Raw genomic sequence first — 23,916 nt, 5'->3', positions numbered from 1 at the left:
TTCTAATACTAACTGTTTTATTGTAACGTATTTTTTTAGCGATGTCATGCTGAACGCAGTCGAAGCATTTTTAAATAATTAAAAACTCATTAAGGTGTTTTAAACAAGAACTATTATAGTTAAATTTGTCCTAATAAAAACATTCAGCATATGCTTCAAATTCAAGGCTTCGTATTCAATTTTGCAAGCGAAAATACTTATATCGTTTATAATGAAAACAAAAATGCCTGGTTGATCGATCCGGGAAATATGAACGAACAGGAAACAAAAGCGATCGATAATTTCATTAAAGAAAATGAATTAAAAATTCAGAAAATATTGTTGACTCATACTCACATTGATCATGTTTTAGGCTTGCAATGGGCTTTTGATACATTTAAAGTTCCTGTAAGTCTACACAAAGAAGATCAGGAAGTATTAGATATGCTCCAAGCAAGCGGAATGAGATTTGGTTTTCAAATTGATCCGGTAAAAGTTGATGTAGAATACGTAAATGAGGGTGACAAATTAGAATTAGACGGAGAAAAGTTTAAAATTTATCATGTTCCGGGACATTCTCCGGGAAGTGTAGTTTATCATAATGAAAATCAGAAATTCATGATCTCCGGTGATGTTCTTTTTGAACAAAGTATCGGAAGAACCGATCTTTATAAAGGAAATTACGAGCAATTAATTGATGGAATTAAAACTAAGCTTTTCATTTTAGATGATGAAACACAGGTTTTTTCAGGTCATGGAAATCCTACGAATATTGGTTTTGAGAAACAGTATAATCCGTTTTTGAAGTAAGGGTTTGAGTGTTTTAGTGTAGGAGAGTTCTAGGGTTTTAGAGTTTTTACAACTACATTGTTATTCAGAATGAGCGAAAGTGGAGAATCTATGTAACAAATTTCTTTTTTGCGAAATGATAAATTTAATGTATAATTTTTCTCCCACAGATTACTCAGATTTACACAGATGATTGTGGATATTTGTGAAAGTATTTGCGTTTTTTGTGTTTCAAAATAAGTTTTGGCTAAAGCCAATTGAATTTTTAAATTTAAATAAACGGGCTAAAGCCCGTTCCTATTGATAAACAAAACCGTCAGAAAAAATCTGACGGTTTCTTAATTTGATATGAAAAAAACTAAGTTATTTAGAAGTCAAATGCAACTGACGCTCTTACAGCAGCACCCATAATTGGTCTTGCCATGATCGTCGTACTACCCGCTTGTTGTACAGATTGTGATCTTGGATCTCCTTCTGTAATTCCGATCGTATTGAAAATATTCGTTCCATCAACTGCAAAACGTATTTTTCCTAACTGATAAGACATTCCGGCTCCAACTTCACCAAATGCAGGTAAAGTATCTTGATTTGTCTGATCCTGAAAACGTTTACCATAATAATTATAGCTTACATACGTTCTCCATTGCTTCGTAATATTTACGGCTGGCGAAATATTAAAATATAATTTCGGGATTCTTCTTACTACATTCCCTTCCAGAACGCTTCCTGCTTCCAAGCCGTCATACTTCGGATTTTGAATTGTTCCGTTAAAGGTAAGTTCCAATACATTATCAAACAATCTTGCATATCCTTCTAATTCAACCCCAAAGTTTTTGGTATTAGCAAAAGTATTTTCTGAAGTTCCATCAGAGAAAACATCCGTAAACGAAAGGTTTTTAAGTGTTGAGTAAAAAGGAATTACAGCAATATCAAATGTTCTTGAATAATATTTATATCCTACTTCAAACTGATTGGTTGATACAGATTTCAAAGGCTGATCCGGTGTCGGGTTGGAGAAATAATTATAATACGCTTCTTCATTCGGAGATCTGAAACCATTAGAAAAACGAGCATACACTGCATTTTCTCTGTTAATTTTATAGTTTGCAGCAAGAGTGAAAGAAACTTTATCAATATTATAATTCCAATACGTGTATTTATTTCCTAAAACACTCATATTGTCATCCGCCGTTGTTGTTAAAAAGCTATGAGTTCCATCTGTCGTTAATCCTGAGTTATTAAGATTAGCGCTCGTTGTATTAGCAAAATTTCCTTTATAATAATCATGACTATAACGAAGTCCGGCATTTACGCTTAAATCATCCGTAATGTTATAGTCTAAATTTGCATAAAGATCATTCAAACTTCCTTGAGTTTGTGTATCTCTCTGAAGGAAAGTCATATCTGTAACTCCATTATAAGTTTTAGAATATCCAACACTGTTTGGCGTTAATGAAGTATCAACCAAATTAAGAAGTTCCGGTCTGTCTGTTGCTGTTGTTAGAATATTGCTCCAGTTCCAGTATTGGTGGGATTTCCAGTTTGATTTATAGAAACCTGCCGTTACATTTCCTTTGTCAAATTTGTAATTGAACTGTAAGTCATTTACAAAGTTATTCATCTGCTTATCAATCGCCCAGAATCCTAATTCCTGAACATAAGCCGGATTCATAATTGCTCCTGAGCTTACTGATGAATATTGGAAATTGTTTCCGGCAATTCCATTTGCTTTAGCAAAATCAGACGCCAATTGAGGCCCACCAGCCGGGAAAATCCCCGTATAATTCATATTGATATTGGTATATCTTGTTTTGTTTAAAACAGAGAAATTATTTCCAAGATCATATTTAAATTCAGCTCCTAAAACATCAACCTTCGGATGAATTCCATCTTCTAAATTTCTGTTGAAAAATCCGCCGCCTGCTTGGGGAATATTTAACTGACTGATCGTTCTGTAGCTGTAAGTTCCATAATTAGCATCAAAACCACCAAATTCTTTTATATCATTTCCGTCTCTTACCAAAGGAATCGGAAGATAGAACGTATTTCTGTCGTCTAGTTTTTTATAATAAACTTTAGCGTATCCTTTATCAAAAACATATTTCAGATTCATTCTGATTTGTCCGCCCTGATTGGCTTTAAAACCAGTTTTTCTGATTCCGTCATCGCTTCTGTAGAACCCGCCAACATTGAAGAACAATTTATCCTGAACCAAAGCGCCACCCAAGTTGACATCGGTACGCATTAAACCGTAAGTACTTGTCTCAATTTTTGCAGTTCCTTTAAAGTCGTTACCGCCTTCTTTTGTAATAAAGTTGATCAAACCTCCAGGAGAATTCGTTGCGAAAATAGATCCTGAACCTCCTCTCAAAGCTTCTAATCTACTCACTGAATTATCAACACGGAAGAAATTATCTGCGTTAGCAAACTGCAAAGCTCCATCTTCGAAAACAGGCAATCCGTCTTCCTGAACCTGCACAAATTCATAAGCTCCTGCAGAAGGAATACCTCTTGCAAAAAGGTTGTTTCCTACTTCACCACCAGAAGTTTCCACGGCAAACCCCGGAACTCTTTGTAGCAAAGCAGCCGCACTAATCGGGTTTTGTTTCTGAATTTCTTTTGCACTAAAGGTAGAAATTGCGGTACTTGATTCTATTTTCTTTTTAGGATTTGAGTTACCAGTGATTACTACTTGTTCAATAGATGCCGATCTGGTAGAATCCTGTGGAGTTTCCTGAGCATACGCATTGTTGAAATAAAGCGTTGCAATACCGGCAATTAAAAAGATCGATTTTTTTTTCATAGCCATATGATTTTTTATAGTTAGTTTTAATTTTGTTTTAATTTTAAATAAACACCGTTCGTCCAGCCAAAACCGTCTTGATTTGGATATTCTCCACCTCCGGCAATCGTTTCTGTATCCAGAGCATTATATTTCTCCATTAATTTTCCGGTGTTGTTGTACACTCGTTCTACATTCGAACACCAGTTATTTTTAATTTTCTCGGCCAGATCATCAAATCCATAATTTTTCATTGATTTAAAACCTAACCATTGATAAGGCGCCCAAGCATTCGGTAAATCCCATTGTTGCCCTGAGTTTTTGGTTGTGGTAACCAATCCGCCCTGATACAAGAACTTTTCTTCTATGTTTTTTGCAACAGATTTCGCCTGTTCTTCACTGGCCAAACCAAGGAATAAAGGATAAAGAGCAGCAATATGTTCAGATGGTGTTGTTGTGTGTTTTTTTGTGTGATAATCTTTATACATGTTTTCATCCCAAAAGTATTTATCGATCATCTGTCTTCGCTTTGCTGCTCTTTGAGTAAAGTAAAATTCCTTTTCTGTTAAATTTTGTAGCGCTGAAGATTTTGCTAACGTATTTTCCAAATGCCATAAAAGACAGTTCAGATCAACCTCAGCAAGATTCAGTGTTTCTATTGTTTGTATTGTTTCGCCATCTGCAAACCATCTGCTGGAAAAATCCCAACCCGATTCGCAGGCGCTTCTTATGTTTCTGTAAAATTCGCCTTCTGTATTTTCGCTGTCTTCAATATCAATTAAATAACTTTCAGGACGAGGTTCGTTTTCTGCGTCGTAATAACGGTTTAAAATATCTCCGTCAACTGTTTTTACAACTCTTTTTGTATTAGAACCATTTTCCAAGCCTTCTTCACCATTCATCCAGAAAGCATACTCTTTTTCCAGTGTATCATGATATTTGATGTAAATGTTTTCGTCTTTTGTGGTTTCAAAAAGCAAATCAAGCATCAAAGAAAAATACGGAGGTTGAGAACGACTCAAAAAATGAGTTCTGCTCGCATTCGGCACAAATCCAACGGTTTGAATTAAATAAGAACAGCTTTCAATAATATTCTCCATCATTTCTACTCTTCCAGAAACCTGTAAACCAAGCATAATAAAATAGCTGTCCCAATAGAAAAACTCGTTGAAACGCCCTCCCGGAACTACATAAGGCTTTGGAAGTTTTAATAATGTTCCCTTTTCTTCGTAAGCAGTTCTTGTCAGTTCATCCCAAAGTTTTTCGATATGTTCGTTAATTGGCAACTGTTTTTCTCTCGTGATCGAAATTTTAGCGCCCAAAAAATCGAAATTTGACATTACAAAAGCTTTCAAATCAAAACCGTCTGTATCTTTTTCCTTTTCATATTTTGAATTAATTTCAGCAATAGAAAATAATGGAACCGCATCTGTCATCATCTTTTGATCTTCAAAAACTTTAGATCTTTGAACATCATCAAAAAGAACCTGAATTTCGTTTATGTAAAGTTGATTACTCATTTTTATTTTTTAGGATTTATTTTTAATTTATTCATGAAAATTGCCGAAACAATCAACATTGAAAGTGGAATTAATGAAAGGTAAAACGCCTGTTGTCCGCTAAATTTTTCAAATACAAAACCTGTAATTATCGAACCAATTGTTCCTCCGATGGCAGAAAAAACGACAATCAAACCAGACATTGCACTGTGTAAATATTTTGGAATTGATGCTAAGATCACAGAATTAATACTTGGGTAAATCGGAGCCAACAAACCGCCCATTAATGGAAATAAATACACAACCAATGGAGCGTTCAGCCAAGTTGTTCCTGTGTCGATATGAATATTGTGAGTTAAAGGTAAAACCAATAAAATACTTATTGCAAAACCAATTACACAAAAGGAAACAACGTAAATCCAACTGAATTTTTTCGAAAAAAACCCCGATAAAAATCTTCCCAACGCAAAAGCACCCGCCAAAACCGCACCCGCCTGAATACTCATCGAAGTTGGAACTTTTAGGATTTCTTTATAAAAAGTCGGCGTCCACGTTTGGAAACTCTGTTCTACCAAAACAAAAAGAAAAGCACATAATAAAAAGAACAACACTTTTCTGTAACTGAATAAACTTGCACTGTTTTTTAGATCTCCCAACAAGTCTGTTTTTTCGCTTTTTGCTTCATTTTCATTCAATTTTGAAAAGAAAAGAAACAGAAATGATAGTGTAGAAAGTGCTCCCAACACCCAATAGACATTCAGCCAATGCGTAGATTTCGAATTATGATCGTCAATAAATAAACTGAATAAAACATTTCCAACCAACACTCCAATCATGAAAAATCCTTCCAGATATCCCATAAAACTTGAGTGTTCCTTATCTGTATTTGTCACCAATCCGATAGATGTGAAAACCGAAATTTTAATCAAGGCGAAAGAAATTCCGACAATCGTAAACAGTAATTTGAAAAACCAGAAATCATCAGAAAAAGGCATTACAAAGCACATGCAACTCACCAAAAACAATGCAATCAGCATTGATTTTTTGATTCCTATTTTTGGTAAAAAAGATGCTAAAATGAACGAACAAATAGCAATCGGCAAGTCTTTAAAACCCTCCAAAATACTTGCAGAAGATTTCGAGATCCCGAAATTTTGCTGCATCTGTAAAATTACCGTTCCCACAGAATTCAATAGAATTGCAAAAACAAAATAATTTAAAAATAAAACTGCCTTTATGTTGAAATTTTTCATTAAATAATTTCTTGGTGGCTAAGATATAAGCATTTGTGTTAACGTTAATTTAACACAGTAAATGAATATTTGAACTATATTAATATAATTATTATTTTAGTCGATAAAATACGATTAACTGAATGAAAGTTACATTTGAACGAGTGATCCCCGATGAAAAGAGCTCTTTTCGCACAATTCATAACAACTCACCTATTTCGGAATTTAAATGGGAATACCATTATCATCCCGAAATTGAGCTTGTGTGCGTGATTTCAGGGAACGGAACGCGCCACGTTGGCTACCACAAAAGCAATTATACGAACGGTGATTTGGTGTTGATTGGTTCTAATATTCCACACTCGGGATTTGGATTAAACTCTATTGACCCGCACGAGGAAATTGTTTTACAATTCAATGAAGATATTTTGCAGTTTCCGCAACAAGAAGTTGAAGCGAGATCTATTAAAAACCTGTTGGAGCTTTCAAAATATGGCATTCAATTTCATACCAAGGTCAAAAAATCAATGCTTCCAAGATTAAAACTCATGTTAGAATCTGAAGGTTATAAAAGATATTTATTGTTGTTGGAAATTTTGTTTGAACTTTCAAAATGTAAGGATTATGAACTTTTAAACAAGGAAATCATGCCTTACACGATCATTTCAAGAAATAAAACCCGTTTGGAAAATATTTTCACCTTTGTTGAACATAATTATGACAAAGAAATTAATATTGAAGATGTTGCAAAACTGGCCAATCTCACCCTTCCCGCTTTCTGTAATTTTTTCAAAAAAGCCACACAGATTACGTTTACAGAATTTGTGAACCGATATCGTATCAATAAGGCCTGCCTACTGATGGCGCAGGATAAAAGTATCTCAGAATGCAGTTACAGCTGCGGTTTTAATAATGTAACTTATTTTAATAGAATGTTTAAAAAATACACCCAAAAAACGCCTTCTGAGTTTATTAAAAATTATTCTCCTAGTAAAGTGAATGTAGACTTGAAGATTGAAAATGAAGTTAAAATCAAGGCTAGTTTTTAAAACAAAAATTGTGGATAACTCTGTGGATAACCGTGTTAATAACTTTTAAAGCTAATAAAAAAAAACATTAAACTCCGTGTAAAATACACAATTACAATTAATTAGAACAACATTTTCGTGAAAAATATTTTTTAAACAATATTAAATAAAAAAGCTGCTCAAAAAGAACAGCTTTATATTATCATCAAATTACAAAGCCGTCAACTGACAACCCGCAACTATCAATTTAAAATTTATTTCCATTTAATATTACAACCCATGCTTGGTCTTTGAATATCTTCCTGAGGCTCGCCTAATAAAAGATTTTCAAAAGCGATAATAAGGTCTTCACCCGTAACATCTTTATTATTTCCAGGTCTTGAGTCATCCATTTGTCCTCTGTAAATAAGGTCTAATTTTTCATCAAAGAAAAAGAAATCCGGTGTACAAGCGGCTTCGTATGCTTTTGCGATTGCCTGGCTTTCGTCATATAAATAAGGAAAGTCAAAGTTCTTTTCAATTTGGAATTCGATCATTTTCTCTGGAGAATCATCCGGATATTTTTCTACGTTATTAGCGTTGATCGCGATGAATTCTATTCCTCTTTCGTTATAATCTTCATATAATTCATTCAATTTATCGATTACGTGAAGAACGAACGGGCAATGGTTGCACATAAAGATCACCAATGTTCCTTTTTTACCTTTCAAATCATCCAATGATTGGATTTCATTACTTTTTGAAGGATTCGGAAGCTCAAAAAAAGGAGCTTTTGTTCCTAATGCGATCATATTTGAGGGAGTATTCATATCTTTTTTATTTAGCCACAAAGATAAAAATTTCTTTTATTATATAGGTAAGGAAGCTTGAAGCGGGAAGAAGAAAGTTACGGGATTTAAAAAAACAATTATCATTCAATCGACTTAGGCTATTTATCCTATTAATTTTTACAATAATTCCAAAATCATCTACTTAAGCTCCCATTCTTACTACATTCACCTATTTATAAAATTATTTTAAAACCTTTAGTCAGTCTTAAATAGTGAAATACATTTGGAAGATATACTTAAAAGTTTGTAGTTTTGCTAACACTGTTAGTAAAATAAAAAATCATGGGCTTACATGAACGTCGTCAAAGAGAAAAAGAATCAATACGTGCCAATATTTTGGATGCGGCTTTTTCTTTGGCTAAAACGGAAGGTTGGGCCTCACTTTCAATCCGTAAAATTGCTGACGCTATAGAATACAGTGCACCTGTAGTTTACGATTATTTTGAAAACAAGGAAGCTATCCTGTATGAAATTTCTATAAATGGTTTTCACTGTCTGCATATAGAATTATTAAAGGCTCAAAAGAAGCATGATACTCCAGAAGAGCAGATTACAGCTATTGTTGATGCTTACTGGAAGTTTGCATTTAAAAATAAAGAATATTACCAACTGATGTTTGGGCTGGGAATGCAATGCAGCGGAAAAGGTTTGATGAAAGAAGAATTTTCTTCGTTTCAGGACATGATCTACGATTGTACTTATGAGATTATCAAGAAAAAAGGTTCAAATCCTGATAATGCTTGCCACTCCTCTCACGCATTATTTTCTGCGGTGCATGGTTTGATCTCTATTATGATGATGCGTAACGATGATATCCCTTCTACAATGAATAAAACAACATTAGACGAAACGGTTGCGGCTTTTGTTAAATCTTTGTAATTTTTTTTTGAACCAAAAATTAACACCGTTAGGAAAAGTAACACGGAATAATTAACATTATTCAATTTTTTTAAAACTAAAAAAGAAAAAACTTTAAAAATGAAGACTAATTTTATAGCATTACTGTATGTAATTTTCTTTCCTTACCATTAACACCGTTAGGAAAAATAACGCCAAACACATCATTTATAAATTAAAACCAACATTAAAAAAATTATAATTATGTAAACAATAATATCATCTATATTAAGAATTCTGTAATTTTTTTTGAACTAATCATTAACACTGTTAGGAAAAATAACGGAATTTAAATTAAAAACAATACTACTTAATCTAACACTTCATTAAAAATTTAAACTTAAAATGAAAACACTTGCAAAAATAAGGATTATCATACTAATTTCAAGTATTATCCTTTTACAGAATTGCACCAAGGCAGCCGAAGGATCAAACGCTGCTCCACCTGCACCAGAATTGCCAGTTTATACCGTAATCACATCACCTGCAACAGTATATCAGGAATTCCCGACAGCTTTAGAAGGAAAAAATAATGTAGAAATCAGATCTCAGGTTGACGGATATTTAGATAGAATTTATGTAGAGGAAGGCGCTTATGTAAAAGCCGGACAACCTTTATTTAAAATAGATTCAAGAGCTTATGGTGAGCAAATGAATATGGCACAAGCCAATTTACAAGTTGCCAATGCCAATATTCAGAAAGCTAAAGTTGAGGTTGACAGACTTCAGCCGTTGGTAGCTGCAAAAGTAGTTTCTGATGTTCAGATGAAAACTGCAAAAGCAAATTATGCTGCAGCCGTGGCAGCTGCAGCTCAGGCGAAAGCTTCTGTGGGTGGAGCTAGAATCAATGTAGGATTTACTACGATCACAGCGCCCGTTAGCGGATATATCGGAAGAATTCCTTACAAAAAAGGAAGTTTAATTTCAAGAACAGACCCAAGTCCATTGACTTTGTTATCTGATATCAGCGAAATTTATGCCTATTTCTCTTTAAGCGAACTGGATTTTATTGCTTTTCAAAATAAATATCCCGGAGCAACTTTAAACGAGAAACTGAAAAATATGCCAATGGTAGACTTGGTCATCGCAGACAACAGCACGTATCCAGAAAAAGGTAAAATGAGCATTGTTGACGGACAGTTTGACAAAAGTACAGGAGCAATAAGCGTTCGCGCCGTGTTCCCGAATGCAAACGGAACGTTGAGAACAGGAAATACTGGTCGAGTTCGTATGCCTCAATTATTCACCAGTACGCTTGTTATTCCGCAAGAAGCAACTTTTGAAATCCAAGACAAAACCTACGTTTATGTAGTTGGAAAGGATAAAAAAGTAACCGGAAAACCTGTAAAAATCTCTGGAAAAACAGATAGCTATTACTTCATTTCAGAAGGACTTGCTGTGGGAGATAAAATCGTATTTACAGGACTCGGAGCATTGAAAGACGGTGTTGCCATTCAGCCAAAAGTTATTTCTTCTGATAGCCTTTTGAGAGCAAAACCTTTGTAACCATCCTTTTCAAAAACAGAAGACTTAAAAAAATAAACTTCTTATGTTAAAACAATTTATAGAAAGACCGGTACTTTCAACGGTCATCTCCATCATACTCTTACTCTTGGGAGCGATGTCGGTTTTCAACCTTCCGGTGACGTTATTTCCGGATATTGCACCTCCAAGTGTTCAGGTGACGGCATTTTATCCGGGAGCGAATGCAGAAGTTGTTGCCCGTTCGGTAGCGGTTCCTATTGAAGAAGCAGTAAACGGAGTGGAGAACATGACATACATGACTTCCAACTCAAGTAACGACGGATCAATGACTTTGAGCGTATTTTTCAAACAAGGTTCTGACCCGGATAATGCTGCGGTAAACGTTCAAAACCGTGTATCAAAAGCGATGAGCCAGCTTCCGCAAGAAGTTGTGCAGGCGGGAATCTCAACTCAGAAAGTTCAGAACAGTATGATCATGTTCATGGGATTATCCAGTGATGATCCAAAGCAATATGATGAACTTTTCTTACAGAATTACCTTAAAATCAATGTAATTCCACAAATTCAGCGTATTCCAGGGGTTGCACAGGCTCAGGTTTTCGGAACGAGAGATTACTCAATGAGAATTTGGTTGAAACCAGACAGATTAGCAGCTAATGGTCTTTCTCCACAGGAAGTTTTAGCAGCCATCAAAGACCATAACCTTGAAGCTGCTCCAGGACGTCTTGGACAGGGAAGTAAAGAAACTTACGAATATATTTTAAAGTATAAAGGTAAATTAAACAAAAACGAAGACTACGAAAATATTGCTATTAAAGCCAATAATGATGGCTCATTTTTAAGATTGAAAGATCTGGCAAGAGTAGAATTCGGTTCATATACTTACACAGCAGCGAACAGAGTTGACGGAAAACCTGTTGCCGGATTTGCCATCTTACAGACTGCAGGTTCAAACGCCAACGAGATTTTAACTGAAATTGAAAAACAGGTTGATCAGTTCTCAACAACACTTCCAAAAGGAGTAAAACCGATCATCATGTACAACTCCAAAGATTTCTTGGATGCGTCTATTCATCAGGTTGTAGAGACTTTAGTGATTGCATTTATCTTGGTATTTATTGTAGTGTATATTTTCCTTCAGGATTTTAGATCTACATTAATTCCTGCGATTGCAGTTCCGGTTGCGATTATCGGTACGTTCTTCTTCCTTCAATTATTTGGTTTCAGTATTAATATGTTGACATTGTTTGCATTAGTACTCGCCATTGGTATTGTGGTGGATGATGCAATTGTCGTCGTTGAAGCCGTCCATTCCAAAATGGAGCAGACAGGAATGCCTGTGGAACAAGCGACAACTAATTCCATGAGTGAAATTTCCGGTGCGATTATTTCGATTACATTGGTGATGTGTGCCGTGTTTATTCCGGTTGGTTTCATGCAGGGTCCTGCGGGAGTTTTCTACAGACAGTTTGCCTTTACTTTGGTAATTGCGATCATGATTTCAGCAGTAAATGCATTAACATTAAGTCCAGCTTTATGTGCATTATTATTAAATGATCCTCAGGGAGAACATGGCGAACACGGTCATAGAAAAGGTTTTGGAGCGAAATTTTTCAATGCATTTAATGCAAGCTTCAACAAAATGACCAGAAAATATATTTACAGCCTTAAATTTTTAATTAAAAACAAGTGGGTAGCCGTTTCAGGTTTAGCACTTATTATTGCTGCAAGTATTTTCTTAATTAATAAAGCTCCAACAGGGTTTATTCCTACCGAAGATCAAGGTTTCGTTTTGTATGCTGTGAATACACCTCCGGGAAGTTCATTGGAAAGAACGCACAGAGCAACTGAACAAATCGATAAGATTGTAAATGGTGAAAAAGCCACGAACCACCTTTGGGTAGCCGATGGAATGAACTTCATCAGTAACGCCAACGCTTCTCCTTATTCTGCCGGTTTTATTAAACTTAAAGATTATGACAAACGTGGCGAGATGAAAGATCCAGATCAAATTGCAGCTGCATTGACAGGAAAAGTTGCACAGGTGAAAGATTCCAACGCATTCTTCTTCAACTTCCCTACTGTTCAGGGTTTTGGTAACGTGTCTGGTTTTGAATTTATGCTTCAGGATAAAACCAACGGTTCTTTTGAGCAATTGGGAACAACCACTCAGGCATTTATCGGAGAATTAATGAAACGTCCTGAAATTGCATTCGCCTTTACAACGTATGCAGCTGGAAATCCACAATATACAATTGATGTTAATGCTGATAAAGCTAATCAATTAGGAGTTTCTATAACAGAATTGATGCAGACGATGCAGATTTATTACGGAAGTAGCTTCGTTTCAGATTTCAACAGATTCGGGAAATACTACAGAGTAATGGCTCAGGCAGATGTTCCTTATCGTACGGATGCAAATTCTCTGGAGGGGATTTATGTTAAAAATAAGACAGGAGAAATGGTTCCTGTGAAGACTTTAGTGACTTTAAAAAGAACCTTCGGACCTGAAACTGTGACAAGAAACAATTTATTCAATGCTGTTACAATTAACGGAACTCCAAAACCTGGTTACAGTACAGGAGATGCCATTAAAGCAGTTGAAGAAGTAGCAAAACAATCACTTCCAAGAGGTTACGGTTACGAATGGACAGGTATTACCCGTGAAGAGATCAAAACTGGTGGACAAACAGCGTTTGTATTCATGTTAAGTATCTTATTTGTGTATTTCTTGCTGGCAGCTCAGTATGAAAGTTATATTCTTCCGTTTGCAGTTATTTTGACTGTTCCTACAGGGATTTTCGGAGTATTCTTTTTCACAGGATTAGCCGGAATTGATAATAATATTTACGTTCAGGTTGGATTGATCATGCTCGTCGGATTATTAGCTAAAAACGCGATTCTGATTGTAGAATTTGCCGTACAAAGAAGAAAAGCAGGAAAATCATTAATTGAATCTGCTCTTCAGGCTTCAAGATTACGTTTAAGACCAATCTTAATGACCTCATTTGCCTTCATCATCGGTATGCTTCCATTAGTTTGGACGCAGGGTGCGGCGGCAAAAGGTAACCACTCTATCGGTATCAGTACAGTTGGAGGAATGTTTACAGGAGTTGTATTCGGGATTTTCATCATTCCGGTGATGTATGTGATCTTCCAATATTTACATGAAAAAATGCCAAGCAGAAAACAAAAAAGACTGTTAAAACAAAAACAACAGGAAGAACTTTTAGCAACTGCTCATTAATAAAAAATGATTTACAAACTTTGAGAGATTTGGCTTAATCACAAACAACACAAATATTTTCACAAATAAACACAATCATCTGTGAAAATCTGTGAAATCTGTGGTCAAAACAAAAAATAGAGCAGCAACTATTCAAACTCCTATCATAAAAGCAAAGTATTTTCTCCTACTAAAGACATCTTTGTTTTAAAATAAAAACTCTCAAAGTTTTGTATTCAATTAAAAGTTTAAAAATTATGAAATCGCCATCACTTGGAAACGAAAATTTCAACAAAATCCAGCGATTACATATGACCTTTTAATAAAAATAAATATCTCCATATGAAAAGAATAAAGAATATTTTTCTCACATTTATATTGGCTTTAGGCTCGGTTTCGTGTGTCTCCAAATTGGCATACGCAGAACCAGAGCTTGAGCTTCCAGAGAAATTCCAATACACGGCAACCGCAGACACAGCAAGTGTTGCCAACCTGGAATGGAAACAATTTTTCAGCGACCCTATTTTACAGGGTTTAATTGAAAAAGGAATTACCCATAATTATGACCTTCAGATTGCTTTAAAGCAAGTCGCTTCTTCACAGGAAAGATTGAAACAGGCAAAATACCTTCAATATCCTGAGGTTGGTTTCGGGGTTTCAGCACAGATTTCAAAACCGTCAAAAAACAGCATGAATGGACAAAGCTTAAATTTATTTTTAGGTCAAAGCCATGTTGAAGATTACAATGCAGCCTTTAATTTATCTTGGGAAGCTGATATTTGGGGGAAAATTAAAAATCAACAAGAGGTTTCAAGAATGCAGTATCTGCAGACTTATGAAGCGACAAAAGCAATTCAGACACAGGTTGTTGCAGCGATTGCTCAAGGATATTATAATCTGTTGATGCTTGACAAACAAATGAATATTGCAAAATCTAATTTAGAATTAAGCAACAACACGCTTTCCATCACAGAAAAGATGTGGCAAAGTGGCGATACCACTTCGTTGGGTGTTCAGCAGGCAACTGCTCAAAAGCAATCTACGGAACTTTTGATCACTCAATTAGAACAGAATATTGCGATTCAGGAAAATGCACTAAGCATTTTAGTGGGTGAAAATCCAAATAAAGTGAACAGAACCATCGAAATGTCCGACACTTCTTTACCTCAAAATATTTCTACAGGACTTCCTGCAGCAATGGTAAGTCGTCGTCCGGATGTTCGTCAGCAGGAATTGGTGTTGTTGGAATCAAATTCAATGGTAGGAATTGCTCAGGCAAATATGTATCCTGCATTGAAAATTACAGCAAACGGTGGAGTAAATTCATTTAAAATTGATAACTGGTTTCAGATTCCGGCTTCATTGTTCGGATCTGTTTTGGGAGGATTAACTCAACCTATTTTCCAGAAAAGACAATTGAAAACCGATTTAAATGTTGCTAAAATTCAGAGAGAGAAGAACGTGTTAGCGTTCCGTCAATCTGTTTTGAATGCAGTAGGTGAAGTTTCTGATGCATTAGTTTCAAACGAAAGTTTAAAAGTTCAGGAACAAAAAGCAACCGAACAAGTTGCAACGTTGAAAAACGGAATTAAAAGTGCCGAAATGCTTTACAAAGGCGGAATGGCAAATTACCTGGAAGTAATTACAGCTCAGGGAAATTCTCTACAGGCTGAACTGAATCTTGCGTCCGTAAAAAGACAGAGATTAAGCAGTATTGTAGATTTATACCGAGCTCTAGGCGGCGGTTGGAAGTAGTCAATTAAATTAATATTGTTTGAAGTGCGGTTTTTCGGAATCGCACTTTTTTTATTTTAAAATATCTTCAATGATAATAAAATGGTTGGAGAAACGCTAAGGCGCAAAGTTTTAATAAAAGACTGTTTTAAGGCGCAAGAAAATCAAAGATTTTCAGCAAGTTTAACGTATTAAATTTTATCGAAGATAAAATCCTTGCGCCTTTTTCATATATACAAATTGAAAAAATTGCGTCTTTGCGAAAACCAACATAAAATAATGCCTTAATAATCTTAACCTCTTAATAAAAATCTTAATGGTTTAAATTTAAACGCAAAGTTTTAATATAAAAACTAATATTTTAGTGAGCAAAGAAAAGCGACAAAGTCGCTGATGAAGATAGCTTCGTAAGAATCAATTTCATTGATTCAATTCTTTGCTCCCTTAAATATTCAGAATTAAAAATAAATCTTTGCGTTAAAAAAAAATTACTTGCCAATTTCCCCATTAATATACTCAATTAAACCATCAAAATCCTCCTGAGAATATCCCAATTGCAAATAATGAATATCATCCGCTTTTCTGTACCAGGTCAGTTGACGTTTCGAATATCTTCTGCTGTTTTTCTTGATTTCAGAAACTGCAAAATCTAGCTCCCATTCTCCATCAAAATATTTGAATAATTCTGCATATCCAACCGTATTTAAAGCGGTTAATCCTTTAAACTTCTCCAGACCTCTAGCTTCCTCCAACAAACCCTTTTCCATCATCATATCCACTCTCCTATTAATTCTGTCATACAGTTCTTCTCGGGGAGCTTCAATACCAATTCGGATCACATTAAAGTCTCTTGAATCTTGTGAAACCGCAATTAATTCAGAATATTTTGTATTGGTCTGCCAAATAACATCAATAGATCGGAAAAGTCTTCGGTGATTATGAAAATCTACCACACCAAAATACTCAGGATCGAGTTCTTTCAGGATTTCCTGCAATTTTTCAATTCCTTCTTTATCTAAAATCTCTTGGAGCTTGCTTTGATTTTCTTCATTAGCTTCAGGCAGATCATTCAATCCTTCAATCACCGCTTTTTCATACATCATGCTTCCGCCAACTAAAATGACAGTATCATATTTTTTGAAAAGTTCGTTGAGTTTTTTTAGGGCATCTTCCTCATATTGTCCGATTGAATAATATTCCTGAACAGAAAGATTTCCAATAAAATGATGAGGTGCTTGCTCTAATTCTTCCTTTGAAGGCGAGGCGGTACCGATTTTCATTTCCTTAAAAAACTGGCGAGAATCACAGGAAATGATCTCTGTGCTGAAATGGTTAGCCAAATCAATTGCCAATCTTGTTTTTCCAATTCCGGTGGGGCCTACAACAGAAATTAAATTTTTATTTTTCACAGCGCTAATTTACGAAAATTGATTTTTTGTTTAAGTCACAAAAACTTTCTTTGATTTTCAGATATTTAAAAGCTCAAAAAAGCGGAACGTAAACTTTTTTGAGCTTTTGAAAACTAAATATTTTCAAACTTTTCTTTTGTAACTTTTGTGGTTAAAATTGAATATAGTGAGAACACATACACTTAAATGTTTATCTTTGTACGACAATAAAAAACTATGATTTTATCAATGACCGGTTTCGGTAGAGCCGAAGATGTTTTTGAAGGAAAAAAAATAACCGTGGATGTTAAATCACTGAACAGCAAAAGCTTTGATTTAAATATAAAAATACCGTTACGCTATAAGGAGAAAGAATTCGAGATCAGAAAAATTCTTAACGATAGAATTATCCGTGGAAAAGTGGATTGCTATATCAATATAGAAAATCTTGAAGAATCCAACGATGTGAAAATCAATAGAAAACTGATTGATTCTTACATGAATGAGCTTCGAAATATTGCTTCTGATGCTCCAGAATTTGAGTACCTTAAAATGGCGGTAAGACTTCCTGATGCTATCACTTCAAGACCAGACGAATTAACGGATGGCGAATGGGAATCTTTAGCAAAAATTGTTAATAATGCGGTTGACAAATTTGAAGATTTCAGAAAAACGGAAGGAAAAACCTTACACCAAGAACTTGAGAAGAATATTAAAAATATCGACAAATATTTATCTGAAGTAATTCCTTTTGAAGAAGTGAGAATCCAGAGTGTGAAAGAGCGTTACCAAAAATCTTTAAAAGAATTTGAAAACGTTGATGAAACTCGTTTCTACCAGGAAATGGCTTATTTCACAGAGAAATTAGATATTGCTGAGGAAAAAGTAAGATTAACTCAACACTTAAAATATTACCAGGAAGTAATGGACAATGAAGATTTCAACGGAAAAAAACTAGGTTTTATTTCTCAGGAGATCGGAAGAGAGATCAATACATTAGGTTCAAAAGCCAATCACGCTGAGATCCAAAAATTGGTCGTGATGATGAAGGATGATTTGGAAAAAATTAAAGAACAAACGTTAAACGTATTATAATTAGTTGATAGTTTTTGGTTGATAGTTGTTTGTTTTATCTGCAACAATCAACTAAAATCCATCAACCAACAACCATATGAATAAAGTTATCATATTTTCAGCGCCGTCAGGAAGCGGAAAAACTACATTAGTAAAGCATTCTTTGGAGATATTTAATGAGCTCCAATTTTCAATTTCTTGTACTACAAGACAACCGAGAGGAAATGAAGCCCATGCAGTGGATTATCATTTTTTAAGTCCTGATGAATTCAGACAAAAAATTTCGGAAGATGCTTTTGTAGAATTTGAAGAAGTGTATACTGATAAATATTACGGTACTTTAAAATCTGAAGTTGAAAAGATCTGGAATCAGGGAAAAGTAGTGATTTTTGATGTTGATGTAAAAGGCGGAATTTCTTTAAAAAAATATTTTGGAGAAAAAGCCTTATCTATTTTCATTGAACCACCTTCCATTGAAGAATTGGAACGAAGATTGATTTCCAGAAACACAGATGATGCAGAAACCATCAAAACCCGCGTAGAAAAGGCAGAAGAAGAAATGTCTTACGCAAAAGAATTTGATAAAATCGTGATCAATAACGATCTGGATATTGCAAAAGAAGAAATAGAAAGTTTAATAAAAAATTTTATTGGGAATTAAAGGCCGGAAGATGGGAGCTGGAAGCCGGAAGGCTAAATCTAACTTCTAATTTCTAACTTCTAATTTCTAATGAGTAAAAACATTGAGGTTGATATGAGTACCGAAACATTAGAAAAAGCTAAATCTGCGATTCCGGTAAGGGGATTTTTAGATATAAAAGATTTGGTAATTCCTCAAGGAGAAGAATTGGTGAAAGCTATTCTTAAATTGAAAGAAGAAAAAAATGCGGTTATTTTAGCGCATTATTACCAACCTGGAGAGATTCAGGATATTGCCGATTTCTTGGGAGATTCTCTACAATTGGCAAGACAGGCAAAAGATACCAACGCTGATATGATTGTATTCTGCGGAGTACATTTCATGGCAGAAGCGGCGAAGATCCTGAACCCAACTAAAAAAGTAGTTCTTCCAGACACCATGGCGGGATGCTCTTTGGCAGACGGTTGTTCAGGAGAAGGTTTGAGAAAAATGCGTGAGCAGCATCCTAATGCTCTGATCGCAACTTACATCAACTGTAACGCTGAAACAAAAGCGGAAAGTGATATTATTGTAACAAGCTCAAACGCTGAAACGGTGATTGAAGCTTTACCAAAAGACCGACCAATTATTTTCGCTCCGGATAAAAACCTAGGAAGATATTTATCTAAAAAAACGGGACGTGATATGATTCTTTGGGACGGAAGCTGCATCGTTCACGAAGCCTTTTCTATGGAGAGAATTGCACAACAGTTAGCAGATCATCCGAATGCTAAAATGATTGCACATCCGGAAAGTGAAGAAGCCGTATTGAAACTGGCTCATTTTATCGGTTCTACTTCTGCTCTGTTAGATTATGTGGAAAAAGACGAATGCCAGACGTTCATCATTGCTACAGAAGAAGGAATTCTTCACGAAATGAGAAAACGTGCACCGCATAAAGAATTGATTCCTGCTTTGGTTTTTGACGAAAGCTGTAATTGCTCAGAATGTTTCTACATGAAACGTAATACAATGGAAAAGTTGTACTTATGTATGAAATATGAATTACCTGAGATCCTTATCGACGAAGAACTTCGTTTGAGAGCATTAAAGCCCATTGAGGCAATGCTTGATCTTTCGAAAAGTATAAAATAAATGAAAAAAGTATTTTCAATTATATTTTTATGTATCATTATTTTTGGTTTTTCGCAAAATCAAAAACAAACCGTTATTAAACAAGCTAATGACATGAGGAAATACTTCATGGAAAAAAATTATGACGCTTTTAGTAATTACGTTTATGATGGAGTAATAAAGATGTATGGAAATAAAAAGAAAATGATTGATGCTTCTGTGGACGCCATAAATCAGATGGAAAAAGCGGGATATACTTTTAAAGATGTTACTTTTTCTGAGGTTTCAGATATTATAAATAATAAAGCTGAATTACAAACTGTAGTTCATCAAAAAATAGAAATGGAAACTCCAAAAGGTAAAATTTTAGGAGACTATTACTTAATAGGTATTTCTAAAGATAATGGAAAGCTCTGGAAATTTATTGATACTGCAGGAAAAAACATTTCAGAGATGATAAAATATTTTCCGAACTTAAGTTCTAAGTTAAATATTCCAAAGAAAAAAATTAATTCTCAATAGTTAAAAAGTAATTAAAAATCAAAAGCACTGTTTTTACAGTGCTTTTTTCTTTATTAAACCATAGGTGCATAACAAGTTCCTCCAGGTTTTCTCCAACAACCCCATCCTCCTGCACGGAAGCATACATATGCTTCACCTCCACAAGCATCTATCTGAACCTGTGTAAAACCTCCTTGGATTTTCGTTTGTTCTGTTCTTGAAAGTTTTTTTAAATTTTTCATAGTTTATTTGAATTTGATATTTAAGTTATTATTGAGGAAAGCAATCCATACTCACTAAAACTTTTGATTTACAACATGACGGCAAAGCATCAAAAGCTTCACACGATCTTGGAAACCCGGGTCCGTAAGGCCCTGGAGGGCAAGCATAATTACAAGTTGCACCGCCATTAACTGATTTCAAATTTTCTCTGTTAATTTTTTTTAGATTTTTCATAATATTTTGATTTAGTTTAGTTTAGTTTAGTTTAAAATATAAATTCCAGTTTTTACAACACTTTTTAGATCGCAGAGATTTGAACAAAGCAATCTACACTCACCATCACACACATTTTACAGGTTTCGGATAAACCAAAATAGGCTTCACAAGAAGCACTAGAGGTATCAGGCCATCCTCCTCCAGGGCCAAAAACAAGATGACTAGGACATCCATCACAACGTGAAACTCCAGCTCCGTTAATCTGTTCTAAATTTTGTCTGTTTAATTTTCTTAAGTTTTTCATAGTATTATTTATTTTAATATTGGAACTAGTTCAAAACACTCCATATTAACAAGAACACATTTTCTACAAGTCTCCGGAAGTCCCCAATACGCTTCACAAGAATGAGTATCATTTGGTCCAAAGGCACCTGTCGGGCAACCGTTGCAATGTGAAATTGGCGGCACTCCTGCCCCATTGATTTGTTCTAAATCCTTTCTGTTTAATTTTTTTAGATTTTTCATAATAATTTGATTTAGTTTAGCTTATAAATTTAATAAATATTTTTAATAAATCACATTATATTGAAAAATAATCTTTTCCCTTTACATTTTGATATTTAAAAATAATTTGTACATTTGTTTTACAACAATGAAATTTACAAGAAACATATCTGATATTTCTATTCCGAAGTTTTCTACTTCTGAAGTATCTTCTGTTTCTACAACTACTACCCCATAACGGGGTAAATTTTCACATATTATCATCGGCACCCGTGCTCTTTTTTTAAAGAGTGAAAAATTCTATTTCAATAATTCAAAATCAAAAAATGATGAAAGTCCTCAAATTCGGCGGAACATCTGTAGCCAATTCAGAAAATATTCTGAAAGTAGAAAATATCATTAAAAAAGAATCTTCACAAAAAATAGTTGTTGTAGTTTCAGCGTTACATAGCGTAACAGATCAGCTCATAAAAGCAGCTGAACAGGCTTCAAATAATGATGACGGCTATCTTTCCATCATCAAAACAATTGAAGAAAAATATTTAAATCTTGTAAAAGAACTTATCCCGATTTTAGAACAGAGTGCATGGCTAAGTTTTGTAAAAAAACATTTTAATGATATCGAAGACCTTTGCAACGGAATATTTGTTTTAGGTGAATTTACAGGTCGTACCAAAGATAAAATAACCTCTTATGGAGAATTTTTATCATCAAATATTATTGCTGCAAGATTTAAATTTGAAAAATTGGACGCTGTCTGGATGAATTCTGCGGATCATATTATCACAAACAGCAACTTCACCAATGCAAAAGTTGATTTTGAAGCTACTGAAAGAAATTTAATTAAATATTTTGAAGAAAATCAACACCAAATAACTGTCGTTCCCGGGTTTATTGCTAAAGATCACAACGGAAATACAACAACGTTGGGAAGAGGCGGATCAGATTATACTGCCTCAATATTTGCGTCATTACTCAATGCTGAAGAACTCCAAATATGGACTGATGTAAGCGGAATGATGACCGCAGATCCCAAACTTTCTCCTAACGCGAAACCCATTCCGGAAATTTCTTATCAGGAAGCAATGGAACTTTCTCATTTTGGAGCAAAAGTTCTTTATCCACCAACAATTCAGCCTGTAATGGTGAAAAATATTGATTTAAGGATTAAAAATACTTTTGATCCCGAAGCTTCAGGAACTTTCATATCTCATAACATTAAAATTTCAGAAGGTGAAGAACAGCAAGTCGCAGTCGGAATTTCAAATATGAGCAACATAGCCCTTCTTACTTTAGAAGGCAGCGGAATGGTTGGGATTCCCGGTATTTCGGCAAAATTGTTTCAATGTCTCAGTTATGAAAAAATAAATGTAATCCTTATTACTCAAAGTTCTTCGGAGCATTCGATTACCATTGCGATCAATGAAAAAAATACTTTTAATGCAGAAAATACCATCAATTCTTCTTTTGAGGATGATTTAAAATTAAAAAGAATCTCTCCTGTAAAAATAGAATCCGGACTTTCAATTGTCGCTCTGGTCGGAGAAAATATGAAAAATAGGAGCGGTGTAAGCGCTAAAATGTTCGGTTGTTTAGGAAATAACGGAATTAATATCAGAGCTATTGCTCAAGGTTCTTCAGAAAGAAATATAAGCATTGTGATCTCAGAAAAAAATATTAAAAAAGCCGTAAATGTACTTCACGAAGAGTTTTTTGAATCCGAAATAAAACAGATTCACCTTTATATTTGCGGAACAGGAAATGTTGGTTCAAAACTAATTCAGCAGATTTATGATCAGAATAAATATTTGCAGGAAAATCTTTTAATTAATTTAAGAATTGCAGGAATTTCCAACAGTCGTAAAATGGTATTTTCAGATCAGGGAATTTCACAAAATGAATTGAATGAGAAACTAGAAAATGGCGAACAAGCTTCCATCAAAAAATTTGCAGAAGAAATTATTTCAAGAAACCTTAGAAACTCAGTTTTTGTAGATGTAACAGCCAATGCAGAAATTCCCAAAATTTATGAAACAGTATTAAAAAGAAGCATAAATATTGTCGCCTGCAACAAAATTGCCGCTTCCTCTGACTTTGAAAAATATAAATCATTAAAAAATATTGCTAAAAATCACAGTTGCAAATTTTTCTTTGAAACCAATGTGGGAGCCAGCCTTCCTATTATCGGAACTATTAATGATCTGATAAGAAGCGGTGACCAAATCACTTCAATTCAAGCCGTATTGAGTGGAACATTAAATTTTGTTTTCAACAATTATGACGGAAGCAAAACGTTTTCTGAGGTCGTAGCCGAAGCACAAAAACAAGGTTTTACAGAGCCTGATCCAAGACTTGATTTGGCAGGAACAGATGTTGCCCGAAAAATTTTAATTCTGGCAAGAGAATCCGGATATCCGCTTCAGTTTGATGAAATAGAAAACATCCAATTTCTTCCTGAAGAATGTATGAACGGAAGTGTTGATGATTTTTACAGCAAGATGATTCAATATGAAGATCATTTTAAAAACATATTAGACAAAGCTAAAAAAGAAGGTAAAATTTTAAAATATGTTGCCGAATTTAAAGACGGAAAAGCCAAAGTCGGACTACAGCACATCGCACCGGAAAGTGACGTGTTTCATCTTTACGGCAAAGACAATATTGTTATTCTAAAAACTTTGCGATATTCTGAGCAACCATTAGTCGTAAAAGGAGCTGGTGCGGGCGCTGAAGTAACAGCAAGCGGAGTTTTTGCAGATATCGTTCGTTCAATTTAA

21 protein-coding genes are annotated in these 23,916 nt (G+C 34.6%); 11 read left to right on the top strand and 10 right to left on the bottom strand.

The genetic code is table 11. From position 1 onward, the window contains the following. The first annotated feature begins 150 nt into the window (after window positions 1-150). Window positions 151-789 carry an MBL fold metallo-hydrolase gene (locus A0O34_RS12995; protein WP_066755222.1) on the top strand — a complete coding sequence of 213 codons (639 nt, stop codon included), beginning with the start codon at window positions 151-153 and terminating at the stop codon, window positions 787-789. 346 nt (window positions 790-1,135) lie between these two features. Here the strand turns inward: A0O34_RS12995 and A0O34_RS12990 are convergent, their stop codons facing one another. The 3 genes from A0O34_RS12990 to A0O34_RS12980 are packed head-to-tail and all read right to left on the bottom strand — an operon-like array spanning window position 1,136 to window position 6,302. Next, complete coding sequence (locus A0O34_RS12990; RefSeq protein WP_066759705.1) at window positions 1,136-3,571, bottom strand: TonB-dependent receptor; 2,436 nt, start codon at window positions 3,569-3,571, stop codon at window positions 1,136-1,138. Window positions 3,572-3,597: 26 nt separating this feature from the next. Continuing rightward, on the bottom strand, window positions 3,598-5,070 hold the full coding sequence (locus A0O34_RS12985) for a trehalase family glycosidase (RefSeq protein WP_066755221.1): 1,473 nt from the start codon (window positions 5,068-5,070) through the stop codon (window positions 3,598-3,600). 2 nt (window positions 5,071-5,072) lie between these two features. Then, window positions 5,073-6,302, bottom strand: a complete 1,230-nt coding sequence (locus tag A0O34_RS12980; RefSeq protein WP_066755220.1) for an MFS transporter — start codon at window positions 6,300-6,302, stop codon at window positions 5,073-5,075. 122 nt (window positions 6,303-6,424) lie between these two features. Here A0O34_RS12980 and A0O34_RS12975 point away from each other — a divergent pair, with 122 nt between their 5' ends. Continuing rightward, a complete protein-coding gene (locus A0O34_RS12975) occupies window positions 6,425-7,330 on the top strand; it encodes an AraC family transcriptional regulator (RefSeq protein WP_066755219.1) in 906 nt (301 codons plus the stop codon). A 233-nt stretch (window positions 7,331-7,563) separates the two neighbouring features. Here A0O34_RS12975 and A0O34_RS12970 read toward each other — a convergent pair whose 3' ends face one another. Next, entirely contained in the window at window positions 7,564-8,118 is a 555-nt protein-coding gene (locus A0O34_RS12970; protein WP_066755218.1) for a thioredoxin family protein, read from the bottom strand. A gap of 303 nt (window positions 8,119-8,421) precedes the next feature. Here A0O34_RS12970 and A0O34_RS12965 point away from each other — a divergent pair, with 303 nt between their 5' ends. The 4 genes from A0O34_RS12965 to A0O34_RS12950 all read left to right on the top strand — a co-directional run bounded on the left by A0O34_RS12965 (window position 8,422) and on the right by A0O34_RS12950 (window position 15,502). Further along, window positions 8,422-9,018: a TetR/AcrR family transcriptional regulator gene (locus tag A0O34_RS12965; RefSeq protein ID WP_066755217.1), complete on the top strand. Its 597-nt coding sequence runs from the start codon at window positions 8,422-8,424 to the stop codon at window positions 9,016-9,018. A 363-nt stretch (window positions 9,019-9,381) separates the two neighbouring features. After that, window positions 9,382-10,542: an efflux RND transporter periplasmic adaptor subunit gene (locus tag A0O34_RS12960; RefSeq protein WP_066755216.1), complete on the top strand. Its 1,161-nt coding sequence runs from the start codon at window positions 9,382-9,384 to the stop codon at window positions 10,540-10,542. A gap of 43 nt (window positions 10,543-10,585) precedes the next feature. Beyond that, window positions 10,586-13,768: an efflux RND transporter permease subunit gene (locus A0O34_RS12955; RefSeq protein WP_066755215.1), complete on the top strand. Its 3,183-nt coding sequence runs from the start codon at window positions 10,586-10,588 to the stop codon at window positions 13,766-13,768. Window positions 13,769-14,089: 321 nt separating this feature from the next. Beyond that, window positions 14,090-15,502 (top strand): efflux transporter outer membrane subunit, encoded by a 1,413-nt coding sequence (locus A0O34_RS12950; RefSeq protein ID WP_066755214.1) that lies wholly within the window; start codon window positions 14,090-14,092, stop codon window positions 15,500-15,502. A gap of 467 nt (window positions 15,503-15,969) precedes the next feature. Here the strand turns inward: A0O34_RS12950 and miaA are convergent, their stop codons facing one another. Further along, on the bottom strand, window positions 15,970-16,890 hold the full coding sequence (miaA, locus tag A0O34_RS12945) for a tRNA (adenosine(37)-N6)-dimethylallyltransferase MiaA (protein ID WP_066755213.1): 921 nt from the start codon (window positions 16,888-16,890) through the stop codon (window positions 15,970-15,972). Between the two features lie 216 nt (window positions 16,891-17,106). Between miaA and A0O34_RS12940 the strand changes: the two genes are divergently transcribed. From A0O34_RS12940 to A0O34_RS12925, 4 genes are all read left to right on the top strand, one after another. After that, the gene (locus A0O34_RS12940; protein ID WP_066755212.1) at window positions 17,107-17,964 is read left to right on the top strand and encodes a YicC/YloC family endoribonuclease; all 858 of its coding nucleotides are present in this window, start codon (window positions 17,107-17,109) and stop codon (window positions 17,962-17,964) included. Between the two features lie 76 nt (window positions 17,965-18,040). Then, the gene (gene gmk / locus A0O34_RS12935; RefSeq protein WP_066755211.1) at window positions 18,041-18,604 is read left to right on the top strand and encodes a guanylate kinase; all 564 of its coding nucleotides are present in this window, start codon (window positions 18,041-18,043) and stop codon (window positions 18,602-18,604) included. 93 nt (window positions 18,605-18,697) lie between these two features. Continuing rightward, a complete protein-coding gene (nadA, locus tag A0O34_RS12930) occupies window positions 18,698-19,717 on the top strand; it encodes a quinolinate synthase NadA (protein ID WP_066759703.1) in 1,020 nt (339 codons plus the stop codon). Further along, entirely contained in the window at window positions 19,718-20,218 is a 501-nt protein-coding gene (locus A0O34_RS12925; RefSeq protein WP_066755210.1) for a hypothetical protein, read from the top strand. It begins immediately after the preceding gene. Between the two features lie 53 nt (window positions 20,219-20,271). On the opposite strand, the gene A0O34_RS22360 is transcribed toward A0O34_RS12925, so the two are convergent. From A0O34_RS22360 to A0O34_RS22355, 5 genes are all read right to left on the bottom strand, one after another. Continuing rightward, window positions 20,272-20,439: a bacteriocin-like protein gene (locus A0O34_RS22360; RefSeq protein ID WP_157886014.1), complete on the bottom strand. Its 168-nt coding sequence runs from the start codon at window positions 20,437-20,439 to the stop codon at window positions 20,272-20,274. A gap of 28 nt (window positions 20,440-20,467) precedes the next feature. After that, window positions 20,468-20,653 carry a bacteriocin-like protein gene (locus tag A0O34_RS12920; protein WP_066755209.1) on the bottom strand — a complete coding sequence of 62 codons (186 nt, stop codon included), beginning with the start codon at window positions 20,651-20,653 and terminating at the stop codon, window positions 20,468-20,470. 64 nt (window positions 20,654-20,717) lie between these two features. After that, window positions 20,718-20,939, bottom strand: a complete 222-nt coding sequence (locus A0O34_RS12915; protein ID WP_066755208.1) for a bacteriocin-like protein — start codon at window positions 20,937-20,939, stop codon at window positions 20,718-20,720. An 8-nt stretch (window positions 20,940-20,947) separates the two neighbouring features. Continuing rightward, complete coding sequence (locus A0O34_RS12910; protein ID WP_066755207.1) at window positions 20,948-21,160, bottom strand: bacteriocin-like protein; 213 nt, start codon at window positions 21,158-21,160, stop codon at window positions 20,948-20,950. Window positions 21,161-21,241: 81 nt separating this feature from the next. Continuing rightward, window positions 21,242-21,403 (bottom strand): hypothetical protein, encoded by a 162-nt coding sequence (locus A0O34_RS22355; RefSeq protein WP_157886013.1) that lies wholly within the window; start codon window positions 21,401-21,403, stop codon window positions 21,242-21,244. Between the two features lie 65 nt (window positions 21,404-21,468). Here A0O34_RS22355 and thrA point away from each other — a divergent pair, with 65 nt between their 5' ends. Beyond that, complete coding sequence (gene thrA / locus A0O34_RS12905) at window positions 21,469-23,916, top strand: bifunctional aspartate kinase/homoserine dehydrogenase I (protein WP_066759701.1); 2,448 nt, start codon at window positions 21,469-21,471, stop codon at window positions 23,914-23,916.

Origin of the sequence: Chryseobacterium glaciei, assembly GCF_001648155.1 — a bacterium.
GTDB classification, from domain to species: Bacteria; Bacteroidota; Bacteroidia; order Flavobacteriales; family Weeksellaceae; genus Chryseobacterium; species Chryseobacterium glaciei.
The sequence above is the reverse complement of the archived record's forward strand: the minus strand, read 5'-3'. Positions and strand labels throughout refer to the sequence as shown.